15 protein-coding genes are annotated in these 15,799 nt (G+C 39.2%); 3 read left to right on the top strand and 12 right to left on the bottom strand.

What is annotated here, in order from left to right:
• Positions 1-26 precede the first annotated feature (26 nt).
• From AC6CH1_RS03425 to ccpN, 9 genes are all read right to left on the bottom strand, one after another.
• A complete protein-coding gene (locus AC6CH1_RS03425) occupies positions 27-1,148 on the bottom strand; it encodes a Nif3-like dinuclear metal center hexameric protein (RefSeq protein ID WP_498316324.1) in 1,122 nt (373 codons plus the stop codon).
• Positions 1,145-1,840 (bottom strand): tRNA (adenine(22)-N(1))-methyltransferase, encoded by a 696-nt coding sequence (locus AC6CH1_RS03420; RefSeq protein WP_498316323.1) that lies wholly within the window; start codon positions 1,838-1,840, stop codon positions 1,145-1,147. Before AC6CH1_RS03420 ends, AC6CH1_RS03425 begins: the two co-directional genes overlap by 4 nt.
• Before the next feature lie 126 nt (positions 1,841-1,966).
• Positions 1,967-2,305: a c-type cytochrome gene (locus AC6CH1_RS03415; RefSeq protein WP_427710769.1), complete on the bottom strand. Its 339-nt coding sequence runs from the start codon at positions 2,303-2,305 to the stop codon at positions 1,967-1,969.
• 150 nt (positions 2,306-2,455) lie between these two features.
• On the bottom strand, positions 2,456-3,592 hold the full coding sequence (locus AC6CH1_RS03410; RefSeq protein ID WP_427710771.1) for an acyl-CoA dehydrogenase family protein: 1,137 nt from the start codon (positions 3,590-3,592) through the stop codon (positions 2,456-2,458).
• A 188-nt stretch (positions 3,593-3,780) separates the two neighbouring features.
• Entirely contained in the window at positions 3,781-4,335 is a 555-nt protein-coding gene (locus tag AC6CH1_RS03405; RefSeq protein WP_251689084.1) for a hypothetical protein, read from the bottom strand.
• Between the two features lie 171 nt (positions 4,336-4,506).
• The gene (rpoD, locus tag AC6CH1_RS03400; RefSeq protein ID WP_339175709.1) at positions 4,507-5,634 is read right to left on the bottom strand and encodes an RNA polymerase sigma factor RpoD; all 1,128 of its coding nucleotides are present in this window, start codon (positions 5,632-5,634) and stop codon (positions 4,507-4,509) included.
• Positions 5,635-5,664: 30 nt separating this feature from the next.
• A complete protein-coding gene (gene dnaG, locus AC6CH1_RS03395) occupies positions 5,665-7,494 on the bottom strand; it encodes a DNA primase (protein ID WP_427710774.1) in 1,830 nt (609 codons plus the stop codon).
• A 311-nt stretch (positions 7,495-7,805) separates the two neighbouring features.
• Positions 7,806-8,621: a pyruvate, water dikinase regulatory protein gene (locus AC6CH1_RS03390; RefSeq protein WP_251689088.1), complete on the bottom strand. Its 816-nt coding sequence runs from the start codon at positions 8,619-8,621 to the stop codon at positions 7,806-7,808.
• Positions 8,622-8,629: 8 nt separating this feature from the next.
• Positions 8,630-9,268 (bottom strand): transcriptional regulator CcpN, encoded by a 639-nt coding sequence (gene ccpN, locus AC6CH1_RS03385; RefSeq protein ID WP_008403112.1) that lies wholly within the window; start codon positions 9,266-9,268, stop codon positions 8,630-8,632.
• 369 nt (positions 9,269-9,637) lie between these two features.
• On the opposite strand from ccpN, the gene AC6CH1_RS03380 reads away from it, so the two are divergent.
• The 3 genes from AC6CH1_RS03380 (at position 9,638) to AC6CH1_RS03370 (ending at position 12,626) form a co-directional block, all read left to right on the top strand.
• Positions 9,638-11,026, top strand: a complete 1,389-nt coding sequence (locus tag AC6CH1_RS03380; protein WP_079525619.1) for a glycine--tRNA ligase — start codon at positions 9,638-9,640, stop codon at positions 11,024-11,026.
• Positions 11,027-11,290: 264 nt separating this feature from the next.
• Positions 11,291-11,755 (top strand): hypothetical protein, encoded by a 465-nt coding sequence (locus AC6CH1_RS03375; RefSeq protein WP_251689090.1) that lies wholly within the window; start codon positions 11,291-11,293, stop codon positions 11,753-11,755.
• 64 nt (positions 11,756-11,819) lie between these two features.
• Complete coding sequence (locus tag AC6CH1_RS03370) at positions 11,820-12,626, top strand: EcsC family protein (RefSeq protein ID WP_498316322.1); 807 nt, start codon at positions 11,820-11,822, stop codon at positions 12,624-12,626.
• A 54-nt stretch (positions 12,627-12,680) separates the two neighbouring features.
• Here AC6CH1_RS03370 and AC6CH1_RS03365 read toward each other — a convergent pair whose 3' ends face one another.
• From AC6CH1_RS03365 to AC6CH1_RS03355, 3 genes are all read right to left on the bottom strand, one after another.
• The gene (locus AC6CH1_RS03365; protein ID WP_498316321.1) at positions 12,681-13,466 is read right to left on the bottom strand and encodes an MBL fold metallo-hydrolase; all 786 of its coding nucleotides are present in this window, start codon (positions 13,464-13,466) and stop codon (positions 12,681-12,683) included.
• A gap of 71 nt (positions 13,467-13,537) precedes the next feature.
• Positions 13,538-14,311 carry a DNA repair protein RecO gene (recO, locus tag AC6CH1_RS03360; protein WP_008403126.1) on the bottom strand — a complete coding sequence of 258 codons (774 nt, stop codon included), beginning with the start codon at positions 14,309-14,311 and terminating at the stop codon, positions 13,538-13,540.
• A 61-nt stretch (positions 14,312-14,372) separates the two neighbouring features.
• Positions 14,373-15,536: a CapA family protein gene (locus tag AC6CH1_RS03355; RefSeq protein WP_498316320.1), complete on the bottom strand. Its 1,164-nt coding sequence runs from the start codon at positions 15,534-15,536 to the stop codon at positions 14,373-14,375.
• Positions 15,537-15,799: the final 263 nt, after the last annotated feature.

The raw sequence follows: 15,799 nt of genomic DNA, 5'->3' as shown, positions 1-15,799 counted from the left end.
GAAAAATGGGCTTTTTGATTTTCACATTAAATAAACTGGAACGGCTCTGTATTGATTTTTGACTGAATAAATTCAACAGGTAATTTTTGATCCGCACATAAAGAAGCCATTTTTTCTGCAACACCTTTAATCATGACCTTTTCGACATGGTGACCCGGATCAATTATGCTCAATCCATCCACTTCTGCATCCTGTGCCATATGGAAGCCGATATCTCCTGTTACAAATACATCCGCCCCTGCATATTTTGCAGTGCGAATATATTTATTGCCGTCTCCTCCGACAACTGCAACCTTCTGGACAATACGATCCAAAGGTCCAACTGCGCGCAGACAAGGCACGTCCAGCTGCACTTTCACAAATTCAGCAAATTCCCGTAATGTCATCGGTTGTTTTAACTTACCGATTCGGCCAAGTCCTTGTTCATTCGTGTCAACATCCATCGTAAACAGATCATATGCAGGCTCTTCGTACGGGTGGTTGTTTAGCATAGCTTTTAATATTTTATTTTTCATCGATCTCGGGAACACGACTTCCACCTTTTCCTCTTCCTCGATGTGAAGCTCACCGATTTCCCCTACAGCCGGGTCTGCTCCTTCTGTAGCACGGAAACGGCCTTTACCTTGCAATGTATAGCTGCACGCCTCATAGTGGCCTAAACGACCCGCTCCGGCTTTAGCCAGTACATCACGCAAAGCATCTGCATCATCGACAGGAACGAATACGGCTAGCTTCATCATTTTTTCTTCGAAGGTAACCTCCAGAATTTTACGATCTTCCAGTTTTAGTGCATCTGCAAGTAAATCATTGACTCCGCCCGGTGCTACGTCAAGATTCGTATGCGCTGCATAGACTGCAATATCATTTTTCAGGCACTTTTCATACAGTGCCCCTTTCGGATTATCTGTACGCAAGTTCGAGAGCTTCATGAAAATAGGCGGATGATGTGCAATAATAAGCTCACAGCCGTTGTCGATCGCCTCATCAACGACTTCATTTGTCACGTCCAGTGTTACAAGCACTTTTGAAATCGGTTTATTTAATGTACCAATGGCCAATCCGATCGGGTCATTCGGCATGCATGCATATTTTTTAGGTGACCATGATTCAAATAGTTGGATAATCTCGTTGCCATTTACGGATTTCACGCAATCGCCTCCTGTACCATTTTAATGTAACGTGTAAGTTGTTCATACTTTTCCTGATTTTCAGGTGTTTTTTCCGCTTCTGAAATCGCATGTTGAACACGTTGCCAATTTGCGATTTCACGTGACCATTTTTCAATGAAAACAGGTACTTTCGTTTCCATCAGCTTTGGCCCAAGCAATGTTTGCGCTTCGTTTAATTTCATTTCCCCGCGCTGTAATACAAGGACTTCGTAAATTTTTCCGTCCTCTTCTAAAATGACCTCATCCTGGATTGCCCAGCCATTTGCCATTGCCCATTCACGGATCGCTTTTGCATGAATATTCGGCTGTAAAATTAAACGTGTTACCGTTTTTAAAGCTTGTGGATGTTTTTCTAATATGGACACAATTAGTGGTCCGCCCATCCCTGCAATTGTAACAGCTGTAATTTCATCCGCTTCTTCAACAGCAGCCAGCCCATCTGCCATGCGTACTGTAATTTTATCTGTTAAGCCTTCAGTGCGAACTTGTTTTACGGCTGATTCATAAGGTCCTTTTACAACCTCTCCTGCTACTGCACGCGCAGCAATTCCTTTATGCACTAAATAACATGGTAAATAGGCATGGTCACTTCCGATATCCGCTACAATGGCTCCTGTCGGAACAAATGAAGCGACCGTTTCAAGTCGTTTTGAAAGTTTTTGTGCGTTCATATTTATATATCCTCTTTTCTATATCACAAACTACCCCTATTATATAGAACTTTTACATAAACGTCTCTTTCCAGAATACAAAAAAGTGCAGAACAGGATCACTCCATTTCTGCACTTGGCTATTCATTATAAACCTGAAATATATTCAGCTACTGCATCTGCTTCCGCTTCATTTTTAAGAATTGGTGGCATCATGCCGTTTTCCGAACCATTTAATGCGTAATCTTTAATATGCTCAGCATCTAATCCAACGATTGAAGGACCTCCACCACCAGTTAAATCACCACCGTGGCACGAAATACAGTTCTTTTGAGCAATATCTTCACCATTTAATTCAGCAGTTTCCCCTGAATGTTCGCCGTCCGCACTGTTTTTATCAGCTGCACCCTCAAATGACATGAAGAAAATTAGTCCGATACCGAATGCCATGATAAGTACGTAAGGAATAAGTGGATTGTTTCTCATTGCGTTCCCCTCCCTCATTAAATATTCTATTTCATGCTAGACTTTTGCCTAGTAAACAATATTAATTGTACTTGATTCTATAGAAAACTGAAAGACTTAATGAACAAGTTTTACTAGCTTTGTAACAATTTTACCAATTTACAATTTCTATCATAATATATGTCTTGCAATTACCATTTTCTGTACTTCAGACGTTCCTTCACCGATTTCCAACAATTTCGCATCACGTAAAAAGCGCTCTACTTCATATTCTTTCATATAACCGTAGCCGCCATGAATTTGAATTGCTTCATCGCAAACTTCCATTGCCATCTCGGAAGCATAGTATTTTGCGATAGCAGCTTCTTTTCCGAATGGACGCCCCTGATCTTTCAGCCATGCCGCTTTATATACAAATGTCCGCGCTAATTGTATTTTTACCTCCATATCAGCCAATTTAAACTGTGTTGCCTGAAACTCCGCCAGTGCCTTTCCGAATTGCTTGCGTTCTTTTGCATATTGAACCGCTTTATTTAATGCGCCCTGTGCGATTCCGACAGCCATTGCCGCAATACCGATCCGGCCGCCATCCAGCGTCGTTAAAAACTGTTTAAAGCCATTTCCCCGGACCCCAAGCAAGTTTTCTTCCGGTACCTGGACATTTTCTAAAATCAATTCTGTTGTATTCGAAGCATTTAAGCCCATCTTTTCGTATTCCGACTTGATCGTAAATCCTTTTGCATCAGTTGGGACAATAATCGCGCTAATTTCTTTTTTGTTTCCATCCCGATTTGTGATTGCTGTTAACGCTAAATGTTTGGCATAACTTGCATTTGTAATAAAAACTTTCGACCCGTTAATGACAAATTCTCCATTATCCAACACAGCGGTCGTTTCTGTACCACCTGCATCAGAACCGGCATTAGGCTCTGTTAAACCGAATGCACCGAATGATTCACCCGTACAGATCGGCGTTAAGTATTTTTCCTTCTGCGCCTCCGTACCGAATAAATGCAATGGCGCACCGCCTAATGAAATATGAGCCGAATATGTAATTCCTGTCGAAGCACATGTACGGCTCAACTCTTCTGTAACAATTGCAAAGCTGATTGTATCTGCACCCGCCCCGCCATATTGTTCAGGAAACGGCAGACCCATAATTCCCATATTGGAAAGTTCTTTAAAAATTTCTACAGGAAAGGCTTTCGTTTTATCACGCTCGACCGCTCCTGGTGCCACTACTTCATCCGAAAACTCACGTATCATCTTTTGTAACATCGCTTGCTCTGTTGTTAAATCAAAATGCATACCATTCATCCTCTCAGCCTATTTCACTTCAACTCTATTGTAATCTAAAAATATGTATTTTTACAGAAAATATATGTATTTTACAGAGTATTTTGTAAAATAGACACAAAAAAGCTATGCATAGAAGTTCCAAAACTTCCGCATAGCTTCAAAGAATAGTATAAGGTATATGTATGATTTTGAACTTCCTATAGAAAATAAATCCATGCACTAATGATGGCAATCAAACCAAGAATGCCTGAAATCGTAAAATAAATGATCTTCAGCATGATGCCGCTTAAAAGCCAAAAGACACAGTTTACAATAAGGATGATATAAAGCATTTCGTTGTTGCCGGCGAAATACGTTGTACTCACTTTCAATGTCACACCTAAAATGGATAAAGCGGTCGCCAGCTGCAACATCACTGCCATTAGATGATTTCTTTTTGCAAAATAGATAGCCCCGATCAGAGAGCCTGCTGCAAATACAGCGGCAACTGCAATGACAACCCATTCGAACTGCATCGTAAACAGCAGCAATAAAATAACCATTGCAATGATCGGGAAAAACATCGATACATTGCGGTTTCTGCGTTTTTCGACATTTATGACGGCATTTTTGGATTTCCCTGCAATCTCTTCTTGATGGTTTCCTTCCGAATAAAGGGTCATCAAAAAGTCGCAATAATGTTCCGGTAACATTTTATTTTGTTTCCAGAACGTAATTTCATTCATAATAATTTGTTTTTTAGGATTTGACATCATTTCGCTCCAAATCTGTTTTTATATGCTCTATCATATTGTAAATAATTCCTACATGAACAACATCGGTAAAAAGCAATACCATTATTCTCGGAAAATAGTAATTACCTGCAATAGTTACACAAAAAAAGATGAAGAGTAATATACTCATTCATCTTTTCCCTGTTTAGCTTATTCTAAGAAATCTTTTAAGCGTTTTGAGCGAGATGGATGACGCAGTTTACGTAATGCTTTCGCCTCGATTTGACGAATACGTTCACGTGTAACGCCAAACACTTTACCTACTTCTTCCAAAGTGCGCGTACGGCCATCATCTAAACCGAAACGTAAACGCAATACGTTTTCTTCACGGTCTGTTAATGTATCCAGCACGTCTTCCAACTGCTCCTTCAATAACTCATATGCTGCGTGATCAGAAGGAGATTGTGCTTCCGAGTCTTCAATGAAATCACCTAAATGCGAATCATCTTCTTCCCCAATTGGTGTTTCCAATGATACAGGCTCTTGGGCAATTTTTAAAATTTCACGAACTTTTTCAGGTGTTAAATCCATTTCCTCCCCAATTTCCTCCGGAGAAGGTTCACGACCTAAATCCTGAAGAAGCTGACGTTGTACACGGATTAATTTGTTGATTGTTTCAACCATGTGTACCGGAATACGGATAGTACGTGCCTGGTCGGCAATCGCACGTGTAATCGCTTGACGAATCCACCAAGTTGCATAAGTCGAGAACTTGAACCCTTTACGGTGGTCGAATTTTTCAACCGCTTTGATCAGACCCATGTTTCCTTCCTGAATAAGATCCAGGAACAGCATTCCACGGCCTACATAGCGTTTTGCAATCGAAACTACAAGACGTAAGTTAGCTTCGGCCAGACGTTTACGTGCTTCTTCGTCACCTTGTTCGATACGTTCCGCTAAACGGATTTCCTGGTCTGCAGAAAGTAAATCCACGCGTCCGATTTCTTTTAAATACATACGTACCGGGTCATTAATTTTAACGCCAGGAGGAACACTTAAATCATTTAAGTCGAAAGCTTCTTCGCTTGATTCTTGCTTAGATAATGCTTCTTCTTCAAATTCTTCTTTTCCTTCAACTGTTACATCATTTTTTTCGATTTCATCGGCAAAGTTGAAAATCTCTTCATTCTCCAGTTCAAAAAATGCTAATGTTTCAGAGATTTCCTTCATTGACATTTCGCCAACCTGTTTTGCTTTAGCTAAAAGTTGCTTTTTTACCTGCTCTAATGAAACCCCGTTTACTACCGTATCTTTTGAATGTTTTGACTTGTCCGCCATAAACCTTCCTCCTTCTAAAAACAAATCGCGTTAAACGCCCATTTTTATCTTTCTATTTAAGTTAATTATTTGTTGGGCAATCTCAAGTGCTCGTCTATGCTCATGCATTTTTTCTGCTTCTTTTTGATCGTGCTTTAATTGTTCAATCTTTAGTTCTAATCGGCGTTTTTCGATTTGCTTTAAACAATCTATTATTTCCGCTTCACCATTATCAGGGTCACGTTCAAGTAACGCAGCATCCATCACAATTTTTCGTAAATCATGATCATCCAACACTTCGACGAATCGATGGAAATCAGCCATTTCATATTCTTCATAAAAACCAATTAAACGAACAAATACGGATAAATATTCCTCATGAATGAAAGGTTCGTTATTTCCCTCTCTGAGAACTTTATTCACAATATTTACATCATGCAACATATGGGCTAAAAGTATACTTTCCGCACGGTCTGTTGCATCTTTTTTCCGCTCCCTTTGGAGTAGAGGTGTTGGTTCTTCCACCATTTTCTGATCGCGTTTCTGCTCTTTTACATTATCCGCGACCATTTTTCTTAATTGGGTACTGATCGCCTCTTGGGAAATATTTGTTTCATTTGCCAATTGACGAATGTATAAATCACGTTCAGTTGGAGAAGTATTATTTTTTAATGTTTCCAGAACTTCTTGAATGTATTGAAGTGTGTCATTTTCAAATTGAAAATTTTTGCCGCGTTTCGCATGCATCATCATAAATGCAATATAAGCGTGCGGCTTTTCTATTATTTGATTTTTAAATGCCTCTTGTCCGTGTGTACGAATGTATTCGTCCGGATCAAGTTTATCTGGTAAAACAGCGACCTCAACTTTAATCTGTTCTTGATGAAGCATTTGTGCAGCACGCTTGGCAGCCTCAAATCCAGCATTATCACCATCATAGCAAATCGTAATTTGCTGAACTAAGCGTTTGAGCTTTGTAATATGCTGGGGCGTAAGAGACGTACCCATCGTTGCTACAGCATTGTATATACCTGCTTGATTAGCTGCTAAAACATCAATAAAGCCTTCCATTAAAATTACTTGTCTTGATTTACGGATAGATGCCCGCGCCTTATCCAAATTATAAAGTACTTGACTTTTATGGAAGATCGGCGTTTCAGGACTATTTAAGTACTTAGCATCTTCGCCATCGGAATTTAAAATCCTTCCTGAAAATGCAATTGTTTTTCCATTTTCATCTCGGATCGGAAACATAATACGTCCCCGGAAACGGTCAAAGTAGCTGTCGTCACTATCTTTACGAATGATCAGACCGCTTTCGGCCATTTCTTCAGGATCATAACCTTTTCGCTCAAGTAAGATTGACAGCGTGTCCCAATTCGGTAACGCCCATCCTATCTGATGTGTTTCGATTTGCTCACGTGTAAATCCTCTTTCAAGCAAATAATTTAATGCAGGTTCGCCATCTTCTGTATTCATTAAAATATGATGATAAAACTCCACTGCAAACGTATGAGCCTCTCGCATTTGCTGCTCTTTTTTTGAAATGGGTGAATTCGACATCGATTGATCGGTCGACAATTCCATTTCAAGCGGGATTCCCGCACGTTGACTTAGTTTAATGAGTGCATCCGGAAACGACAGATGTTCCATATCCATTACAAAGGTAATGGCGTTTCCTCCTGCCCCACAGCCAAAACAGTGAAATATCTGTTTATCGCTGGATACGGAAAAAGAGGGTGTTTGCTCACCATGAAATGGACATAATCCAAAATAGTTGCGCCCTCTTTTCGTTAACTGCATATAATCGCTAATGACATCGACTATATCGGACTGCGAGCGAATTTGTTCAATCACATGTTCGGGTATTTTTCCAGCCACATTATCACCATCTACAGTATTCGAGATAAATTACAAATATCCTCTAAAATACGACAAAATTTCTTATACAAATTTGTAATTACCCTATAATAATTATTTTTACCACAATTTTATTATTATAAAACAAAAAGACTATTGTTGCTATATAATTTCAAAAAAATAATCAGAATATAACTAAAAATGTCGAAATTTAGCGATATATGCAAGCTTATTCTGTAACAAAAGTATTGTTCACTTAGTTTCTTAAAAATCTTAAATATTATTCCACCAAAAAAACCTCCTCTTCCTTTTTGAAGAGGCGGCTATAGTTGCTATCTACAATCAAGCTCTAGCATATCAATAATTTTATGCGCTGTTTCTTCGACAGCACGATTTGTAACATCTATCGTTCGACAACCTATTTTATCAACAATACTATAAAAATAGCTAATTTCCTGCTCAATTCTAGTATGTTGTGCATAAAATGCATTTTCCGTTAAACCCAATGTTATTAAACGCTCTTTTCGAATATTGTTGAGCTTTTCCGGTGTAATGACCAATCCAAAACATTTTTTCGGATCGATTTGCATTAATTCCGCTGGGGGTTCCACTTCCGGAACGAGCGGCACATTCGCCACTTTATACCGTTTATGAGCTAAATATTGCGATAATGGGGTTTTAGACGTTCTTGATACACCGACTAAAACAATGTCCGCCAGCAAAATACCGCGCGGATCCTGCCCGTCATCATATTTAACAGCAAATTCGATCGCTTCAATTTTTTTGAAATAATCATCATCCAATTGATGGACAAGCCCCGGCTTTTGCAACGGCATTTCATCAAATGAAGTTTCGATCAAGTCGAGCATCGATCCCAATAAGTCGATTGCATGAACCTTATATTCACTTGCGATTTTTTGAAGTGCTTGTCTCATCTGCTTTTCAACAAGTGTAAAGACAATCGTTGCCTCATTTGCGATAGCAATTTGGACAATTTTCTCCAACACATCCACATTGGCAATATGCGGAAACTTTCGAATCCTTACTTTTTCGAAATTTGGCCGAAACTGGCTTACTACCGCTTTCACAGCAGCTTCTCCAGTTTCACCGACCGAATCTGACACAACAAATATAGTCAATTTTTTCATAAGATCACCTATAAATCATGCGTTTCTGCTAACGAAATAAACGCACGTGTAATATTCGTCTTCGTTAACCGTCCGGTAATGACCAATCCCCGCTCTGTTTCTTCAACAACCGGCATGGAATCGATCTCTCGTTCTATTAACTTTTTGGCCGCCACGATTAATGAATCCGAATTAACACAATAGGCAATATTCGGCATTCTCGTCATAATTATATGCACAGGCATTTTATTTAAATCCTGTGTTCCTATACTCGAACGCAGTAAATCTTTTCGAGACAGCACACCTTGTAATATTTCATCTTTATCAATAACGAAAAGTGTTCCGACATCCTCGGAAAACATATGGATAATCGCATCATAGACTGTCATATCATCCGGAACGACTACCGGGATCGACTGAAAATCCTTTACTTTTAAATTCAGCATTGATTCCGTAAAGGCAGCCGTTGTCTTTTTACCTGCATAGAAGTAGCCGACACGTGGGCGCGCATCTAAAAATCCAGCCATCGTTAGTATAGCTAGATCAGGTCTCAATGTAGCGCGCGTTAATCCAAGGCGCTCAGCGATATGTTCGCCCGTAATAGGGCCATTTTCTTTTACAATTTGCAAGATTACATCTTGACGTTTATTGAGTTCGATTGGACTCACCCGCTTCAAATAATGTTATACTTTATCCTTAATTATTATATACTATTCCCTTCTATATTGCGAAGAAAACAAACCCATGCTACAATATTAGCGAACAACTCACTTGTTGTTTTGAATATTAATATGTAAGCGATGAAGGGATTAATAAGTATCAATTCTAACATAAGCGAGTAGGGATAGTGCAAGCCTACAATGAATTGAGAAACGGCGCCCCTGAGCTATTTTTATAAAAGAGGTTTTTATTTATTTAAAAACAAGCGGGGTGGAACCGCGGGTACATCGTCTTGATGCACTCGTCCCCGGGCAGAGCTTTTGTGCCCGGAGACGGGTGCTTTTATTTTTTTCATTAACGAACAGGAGGTTTTTTTCATGGCAGAAAAATCAATGGAGACAATTGTATCATTAGCAAAACACCGCGGATTCGTATTTCCCGGATCTGATATTTACGGTGGTTTAGCAAACACTTGGGATTACGGTCCACTTGGTGTAGAACTTAAAAACAACGTAAAAAAAGCTTGGTGGCTGAAATTCGTTCAGGAATCTGAACACAACGTAGGTTTGGATGCTGCGATTTTAATGAATCCAAAAGCATGGGTTGCATCTGGTCACGTAGGTAACTTTAATGACCCGATGATCGACTGTAAATCATGTAAAGCGCGTCACCGTGCAGATAAATTGATTGAAGATGCTTCTTTAACAAAAACAGGCAAAGAAATTATCGTTGACGGTATGACTTTCGATCAAATGAAAGAAAAAATGGAAGAGCTTGAAGTAGCTTGTCCAGACTGCGGAAAAATCGATTTCACAGATATCCGCCAATTCAACTTAATGTTCAAAACGCACCAAGGTGTAACTGAATCTTCATCAAATGAAATTTACCTGCGCCCAGAAACTGCACAAGGTATTTTCGTAAACTTTAAAAATGTTCAGCGTTCAATGCGTAAAAAGACACCATTCGGTATCGCACAGATTGGTAAATCTTTCCGTAACGAAATCACACCTGGTAACTTTACATTCCGTACACGTGAATTCGAGCAAATGGAACTAGAATTCTTCTGTAAACCAGGTGAAGACCTTGAGTGGCACTCATATTGGAAAGAGTTCTGCAAAAACTGGCTTCTTGCATTAGGTATGAAAGAAGATTCAATGCGTTTACGTGACCATGAAGATGATGAGCTTTCACACTATTCAAATGCGACAACGGATATTGAATTCCGCTTCCCATTCGGCTGGGGCGAACTATGGGGTATCGCAGACCGTACAGATTATGACTTAAAGCAGCATATGGAACATTCAGGTGAAGATTTCACTTACATCGATCCTGTCTCAAATGAGCGCTATGTACCATACTGCATCGAGCCATCATTAGGTGCAGACCGTGTAACATTGGCATTCTTATGCGATGCTTATGAAGAAGAGCAATTAGAAGGCGACGATACTCGTACAGTATTACGCTTCCACCCTGCTCTAGCTCCATTCAAAGCAGCTGTATTGCCACTATCTAAAAAATTATCAGAAGAAGCTGGCGACGTATGGGCTGATTTACGTAAAGCATTCCCGGTTGATTACGATGAGTCACAATCTATCGGTAAACGTTACCGCCGTCAGGACGAAATCGGTACACCATTCTGTATCACGTACGATTTCGATTCAAAAGAAGACGGTCAAGTAACAGTACGTCACCGTGATTCAATGGAACAGATCCGTATGCCAATCGCGGAAGTAAAAGCTTACATCGAGAAGCATTTACAATTCTAAAATCTATAAGACACTTTCTGTTCGATTTGAGCAGAAAGTGTTTTTTCTTTTTACAGGATTGAAATATAAAATCTTATCTACAGTTATTTATCCGCTAGCCCCCTCTCTCAAGCATTGAATAATCCAAAGGTTCATTCACTAAAGTTTAAGCACCTTTTTTCACATTACCTTGTATTAAAAAAAGCCCTTCAATTTTTAGATTATTCAAATAATTAAATTTAAAATAAGTTATAATCAAAGATAGTAATAGATGGAGGGGATTTTATGTTTTTTCAGGTAAAGGACAAAACCGACACACCTTTAGACACATTTGATAAAATTTCACATCTTGTAAAAGCTATACTTCAATTTGAATGCCCGGAACACCGCGCACAACATCACATCCTCTACACGGCGAATATGAAACTTGAAACTTATCGTGAAGCACAGTTATTTTACAGAAAGTTTGACGATCCGAGCAACGCACTTGGTCGTTTAAGCCGTGAAGCTTATGAGCTGGCAAATAAAAAATACAATCAATTGTTTACAATTATCCGGGGCTATATGCATTTAAGCGATGATAATAAACGTAGCCATTTTAATCATCACTTCCGCTTTTCCAAAGAAAAAATAGAGAATATGTTCACTCTTTTTGAACACATGCATCATCATCAATACTTAAAGCTTGAAGAAGAGTTTTATGAACGGTTAAAAGAAGATATCATCCCATTACTGACACAATTCGAGTGACTTGCTGAAACCTTTTCCGTTATGGAACGTAAAATAAGGAGCATGTCCATTGGGAGGGCGATTCATGGAAACTCAACAGCAGCTAGAAAATCACCTATTAACAATTCAACTTTGGGAAAAAGATCAAAGCGGTTTATGGTTTTGGGAAAAAATCGGCCGCATCCCTTTTAAAATACTCGATAAATTAACACCGAAATTCATTCAAGAGAAAATTTCCGTTTTAATTGACGAACTGGTGAGCTATGTTCAAACTGGCGGAAAATATTTAGTAAGCGAAAAATCGATGATGCGTCATATTCAAAAACATACGCTGCATTCGGTTTCCACATTGGAGGATATTGGACAAATGCCAATTGAAGATATGGTGGAACTGAGTGAAAAGCTGCAGAAAAACCGTGCAAAGGTTGCAACCGTACAAGGAGCATCTACCGGCTTTGGAGGAGTGTTTACATTGGCACTCGATATCCCCGTCATTCTAGGGATTGCGCTAAAAACATTGCAGGAAATCGCGATGATTCATGGCTATGATCCAAATGAAAAAGCCGAGCGTATTTTCATCGTGAAATGTCTGCAGTTTGCTTCTTCTGATGTTGTCGGCAAAGAAGCGATATTAAATGAACTGGCACAACATTATGAAAAACCTAACGCTGCAGAAAATATGGTTTCACAGCTACAAGGCTGGCAGGAAGTCTTCTTTACGTACCGAGACAATTTTGGTATGAAAAAGCTCTTTCAAATGATTCCTGTAGCAGGTATGATTTTCGGTGCCTTTATTAATAAATCGATGATTGAAGATATTGCCGAGGCAGGTATGATGCTATATCGCAAGCGAAGAGTGCTGGAACGGATGAATGAACTGGCAAACAGCTAAATGCCCAAAAAAATAGCCCAGGATTTTAGTATCACCTAAATCCTGTGGCTCTTTTTATTTGTGTACGGCTTTTTTATTTAATTCGTGCATTTCTTGTAAACCTTTATAAAACGGATAAAGCTTTTGCAATTGTGATTCGTCAATACTATCGTTCGCTAAATTATTTAAATATAATAATGACTCGTCAATTCGTTTCTGAATTTCACTTCGGTTATTCGTCGTTGCCCCATGTCCTGGCACCATAACTTCAACTTCTTTATCCGATATAATCGTTTGTACCTTTTGGATCGTTGCAAAATAGGCTTCATAATCCTCGATAAAAGGAAACTCGACATTCGATAAATAATCCCCCGCCAGTAAAATACCGAACGGCTCCACCACTGTAAATAACCCATCTGCCGTATGCCCTGGCGATAAGTAAAAGCTACACGTTATATCCTGCAGCTCAAGTGTTTGCCCATCTTCTTTTATAACAATGTCTATGTGAGGATAAATAATAGGATAATCTCTTTCAATATAGTACTGAGCATCAAACTGAAGGATTTGCTCCAATACTTCTTCTTTATTTATTCGCTTAACAAAAGCTTCACTGGCAATTGTTGTTGCATTCGGAAAAGCACCTGCTGCAATAATATGATCATAATCACTATGTGTATAAATAATATATAATTTCCGATCTTCAATAATCGACTCGATATAGGCTTTTATTTCGGCAATTTCGTTCGGCAGCCAGTTAGGGTCGGTTACGATTAAGGCCTGCTTTGTTTTAATTACCGCTGATGTCGTTTGATACAAAACACTTTGAAAAACGGTTAGTTGTTCATTTTCAAATTGGCGCAATATTTTCCCTCCTTAATAGAAGAAAGCGAGTCTGCGCACTTTCGACTCGCTTTATTTCCTAGGCAATAATTTTATTCTTCTTCCTTCTTTTCACGCTGCAGTAACGGTGTACGCTCCAGTTGTTCGATGAAGTTGCGTGATTTCAGACGGATCCCTGTTTGCTCTTCATAAATTGTCGTTACAATTTTTTTAATAAATTGCTTCGTTTGCGGTTTTAATTCCAGCTTGCCGACTTGCTCAATCGGCACCGTATAAAACATGCGAATCAGCTTGAGCTGCGTTGGTGATAACCGAATAATATACGGGTCCAAATGGAAGCATCGATGACATATAAATCCGCCTTGTGTAAATGAAAATGCAAATTCCCCATCAACGGCCCCACACCCTGCACATGCATGCAAAATCGGCTGGATACCTGCAAACGGAAGCATTTTCCAATCTACAAACAATGTAATTGCTTCAGGATCATACCCTTCTTCAATTGCATTCAATGCCTGAATTAATATATCAAAAGCATAAGGTTCCGGTCTGCCTTCTTCAACGAGGCGATCCACTATTTCCACGATGTAGCTTGCATAAGCTGTTGCCACAATATCTGTTTGAATATGACGCATCGAATTGAAATGTTCCCCTTGCTGCAATGTCCCCATGCCTGATGTTCGCTGGACTAAAAACGAGCCATGCATAAAAGTTTGTGTTACACCTGCTAAACGACTCGTCGGTTTTTTCGCTCCACGTGCCATACACGCGACTTTACCTGCTTCACGTGTCATAAGTGTCACGATTTTATTGGATTCACCATAAGCACGCGCCTTTAAAACGATGCCTTCCCATTTATGTAGCATCTGTTGCACATCCTTCTATTTCTTTCATATCTCTATTATACCGTACTATTGCTAGAAAAGTTTAATAAACGGTTACATGTTGTCCCATGATTTTCTTTACCCACTGCAGATTTTTTATAGAGCGCTGTTCCACATCTTTTAATGGATAGACCCGATAAATACCGTCTGCATCTTTTAATACAGAAGTGGCATAAAGCTCAGGTTCATCTATTGTAATCAGGTCGCCTTCCTTTGTAATTTCAAGGCTCGCGATTCCGCCAATCATTGTGTTCGGTATTGTTATAATTGTTGAAAAGAAATTACCAAGCGAATAAAAAATATGCGTCTCCTGCCCCTGTTCATTAATCAGCTTGTCATATGGCTGCAATACATGCGGATGGGTCCCGAAAATAATATCGACTCCGGCTTTATTTAATATATTGGCATAATATTTTTGATTGTCATTCGCTTCGTAAACGTATTCAGATCCCCAATGCATCGATACAGCTACTACATCGACCGATTGTTTTAATTCCTCGACATCCGCTTTTATATTTGCTTCATCAATATAATTTATGAGAAATGGCGATTCCTGTGGCAAATAAAGGCCATTTGTTCCGTATGTGTAGGCAAGCAGTCCAATTTTTATCGATCCGATTTCCATGATGCGTTGTGTAGATCTGTCGTCTTCATTTTTATAAGCCCCTACATAAGGCATATGGTAGTCTTCAAGATTGTTAAAGACGGTACGCATACCATTTTCCCCTTGATCGATAATATGGTTATTGGCGATTGTGACTAAATCGACTCCTGTATGCTGGATATCCCGAATAATATGGGCTGGACTTGAAAATAGCGGATACCCGCTTAATGGATACTCATTGCCGACAGGTGGAGATTCCTGATTGGCAATCAGAAAATCATAGCTTTGCATCTTCGGCATCACCGCTGCAAAAGATGAAGTATAATCATCATATTTCGCAAGTCTTAAATGCAGCAAAATATCCCCGGTCATTGCAAGTCGAATCGATTCTTTAGCGTCCTGTTGCTTTGGTTCACTAATGGGTTCGCTTTTATCATTTATATCATTCTCTATCTTAATTTGTGATGAATTTGGCTCTTCAATATTCATTTGCCCTTCTGCGACCAAAATTGTTTGATCTTGGTCAACGGTCGCAATGACAATAAATAATAAAGCGAGCGATATCGCCCAAAGTGTCAGTAAAAATTTATTTAAACTATTCATTGTGTTCACCTTCTGACTTCTGTTAAATATTCCCTTACTAAATGGTAGCAGAACATTGGCCATAATCAAGAATAAAATCATTTTCGTCCTGAGAGGGCGGGATTTATTCACCAGGTTTGGGGGAAGTGTAGAACATTTTGAGGGGAAAGTAGAAAGTTTTGGGGCGAATGTAGAACATTTTTTATGAAATGTGGAACAAAGCTGTTGTAATGTAAAACTTATTTAATTTATTCGCCAATTTAGCTGAGTATGTAGAACATTTC

The sequence above is a fragment of the Solibacillus sp. GQ1 genome (genome assembly GCF_059758555.1).
The sequence above is the reverse complement of the archived record's forward strand: the minus strand, read 5'-3'. Positions and strand labels throughout refer to the sequence as shown.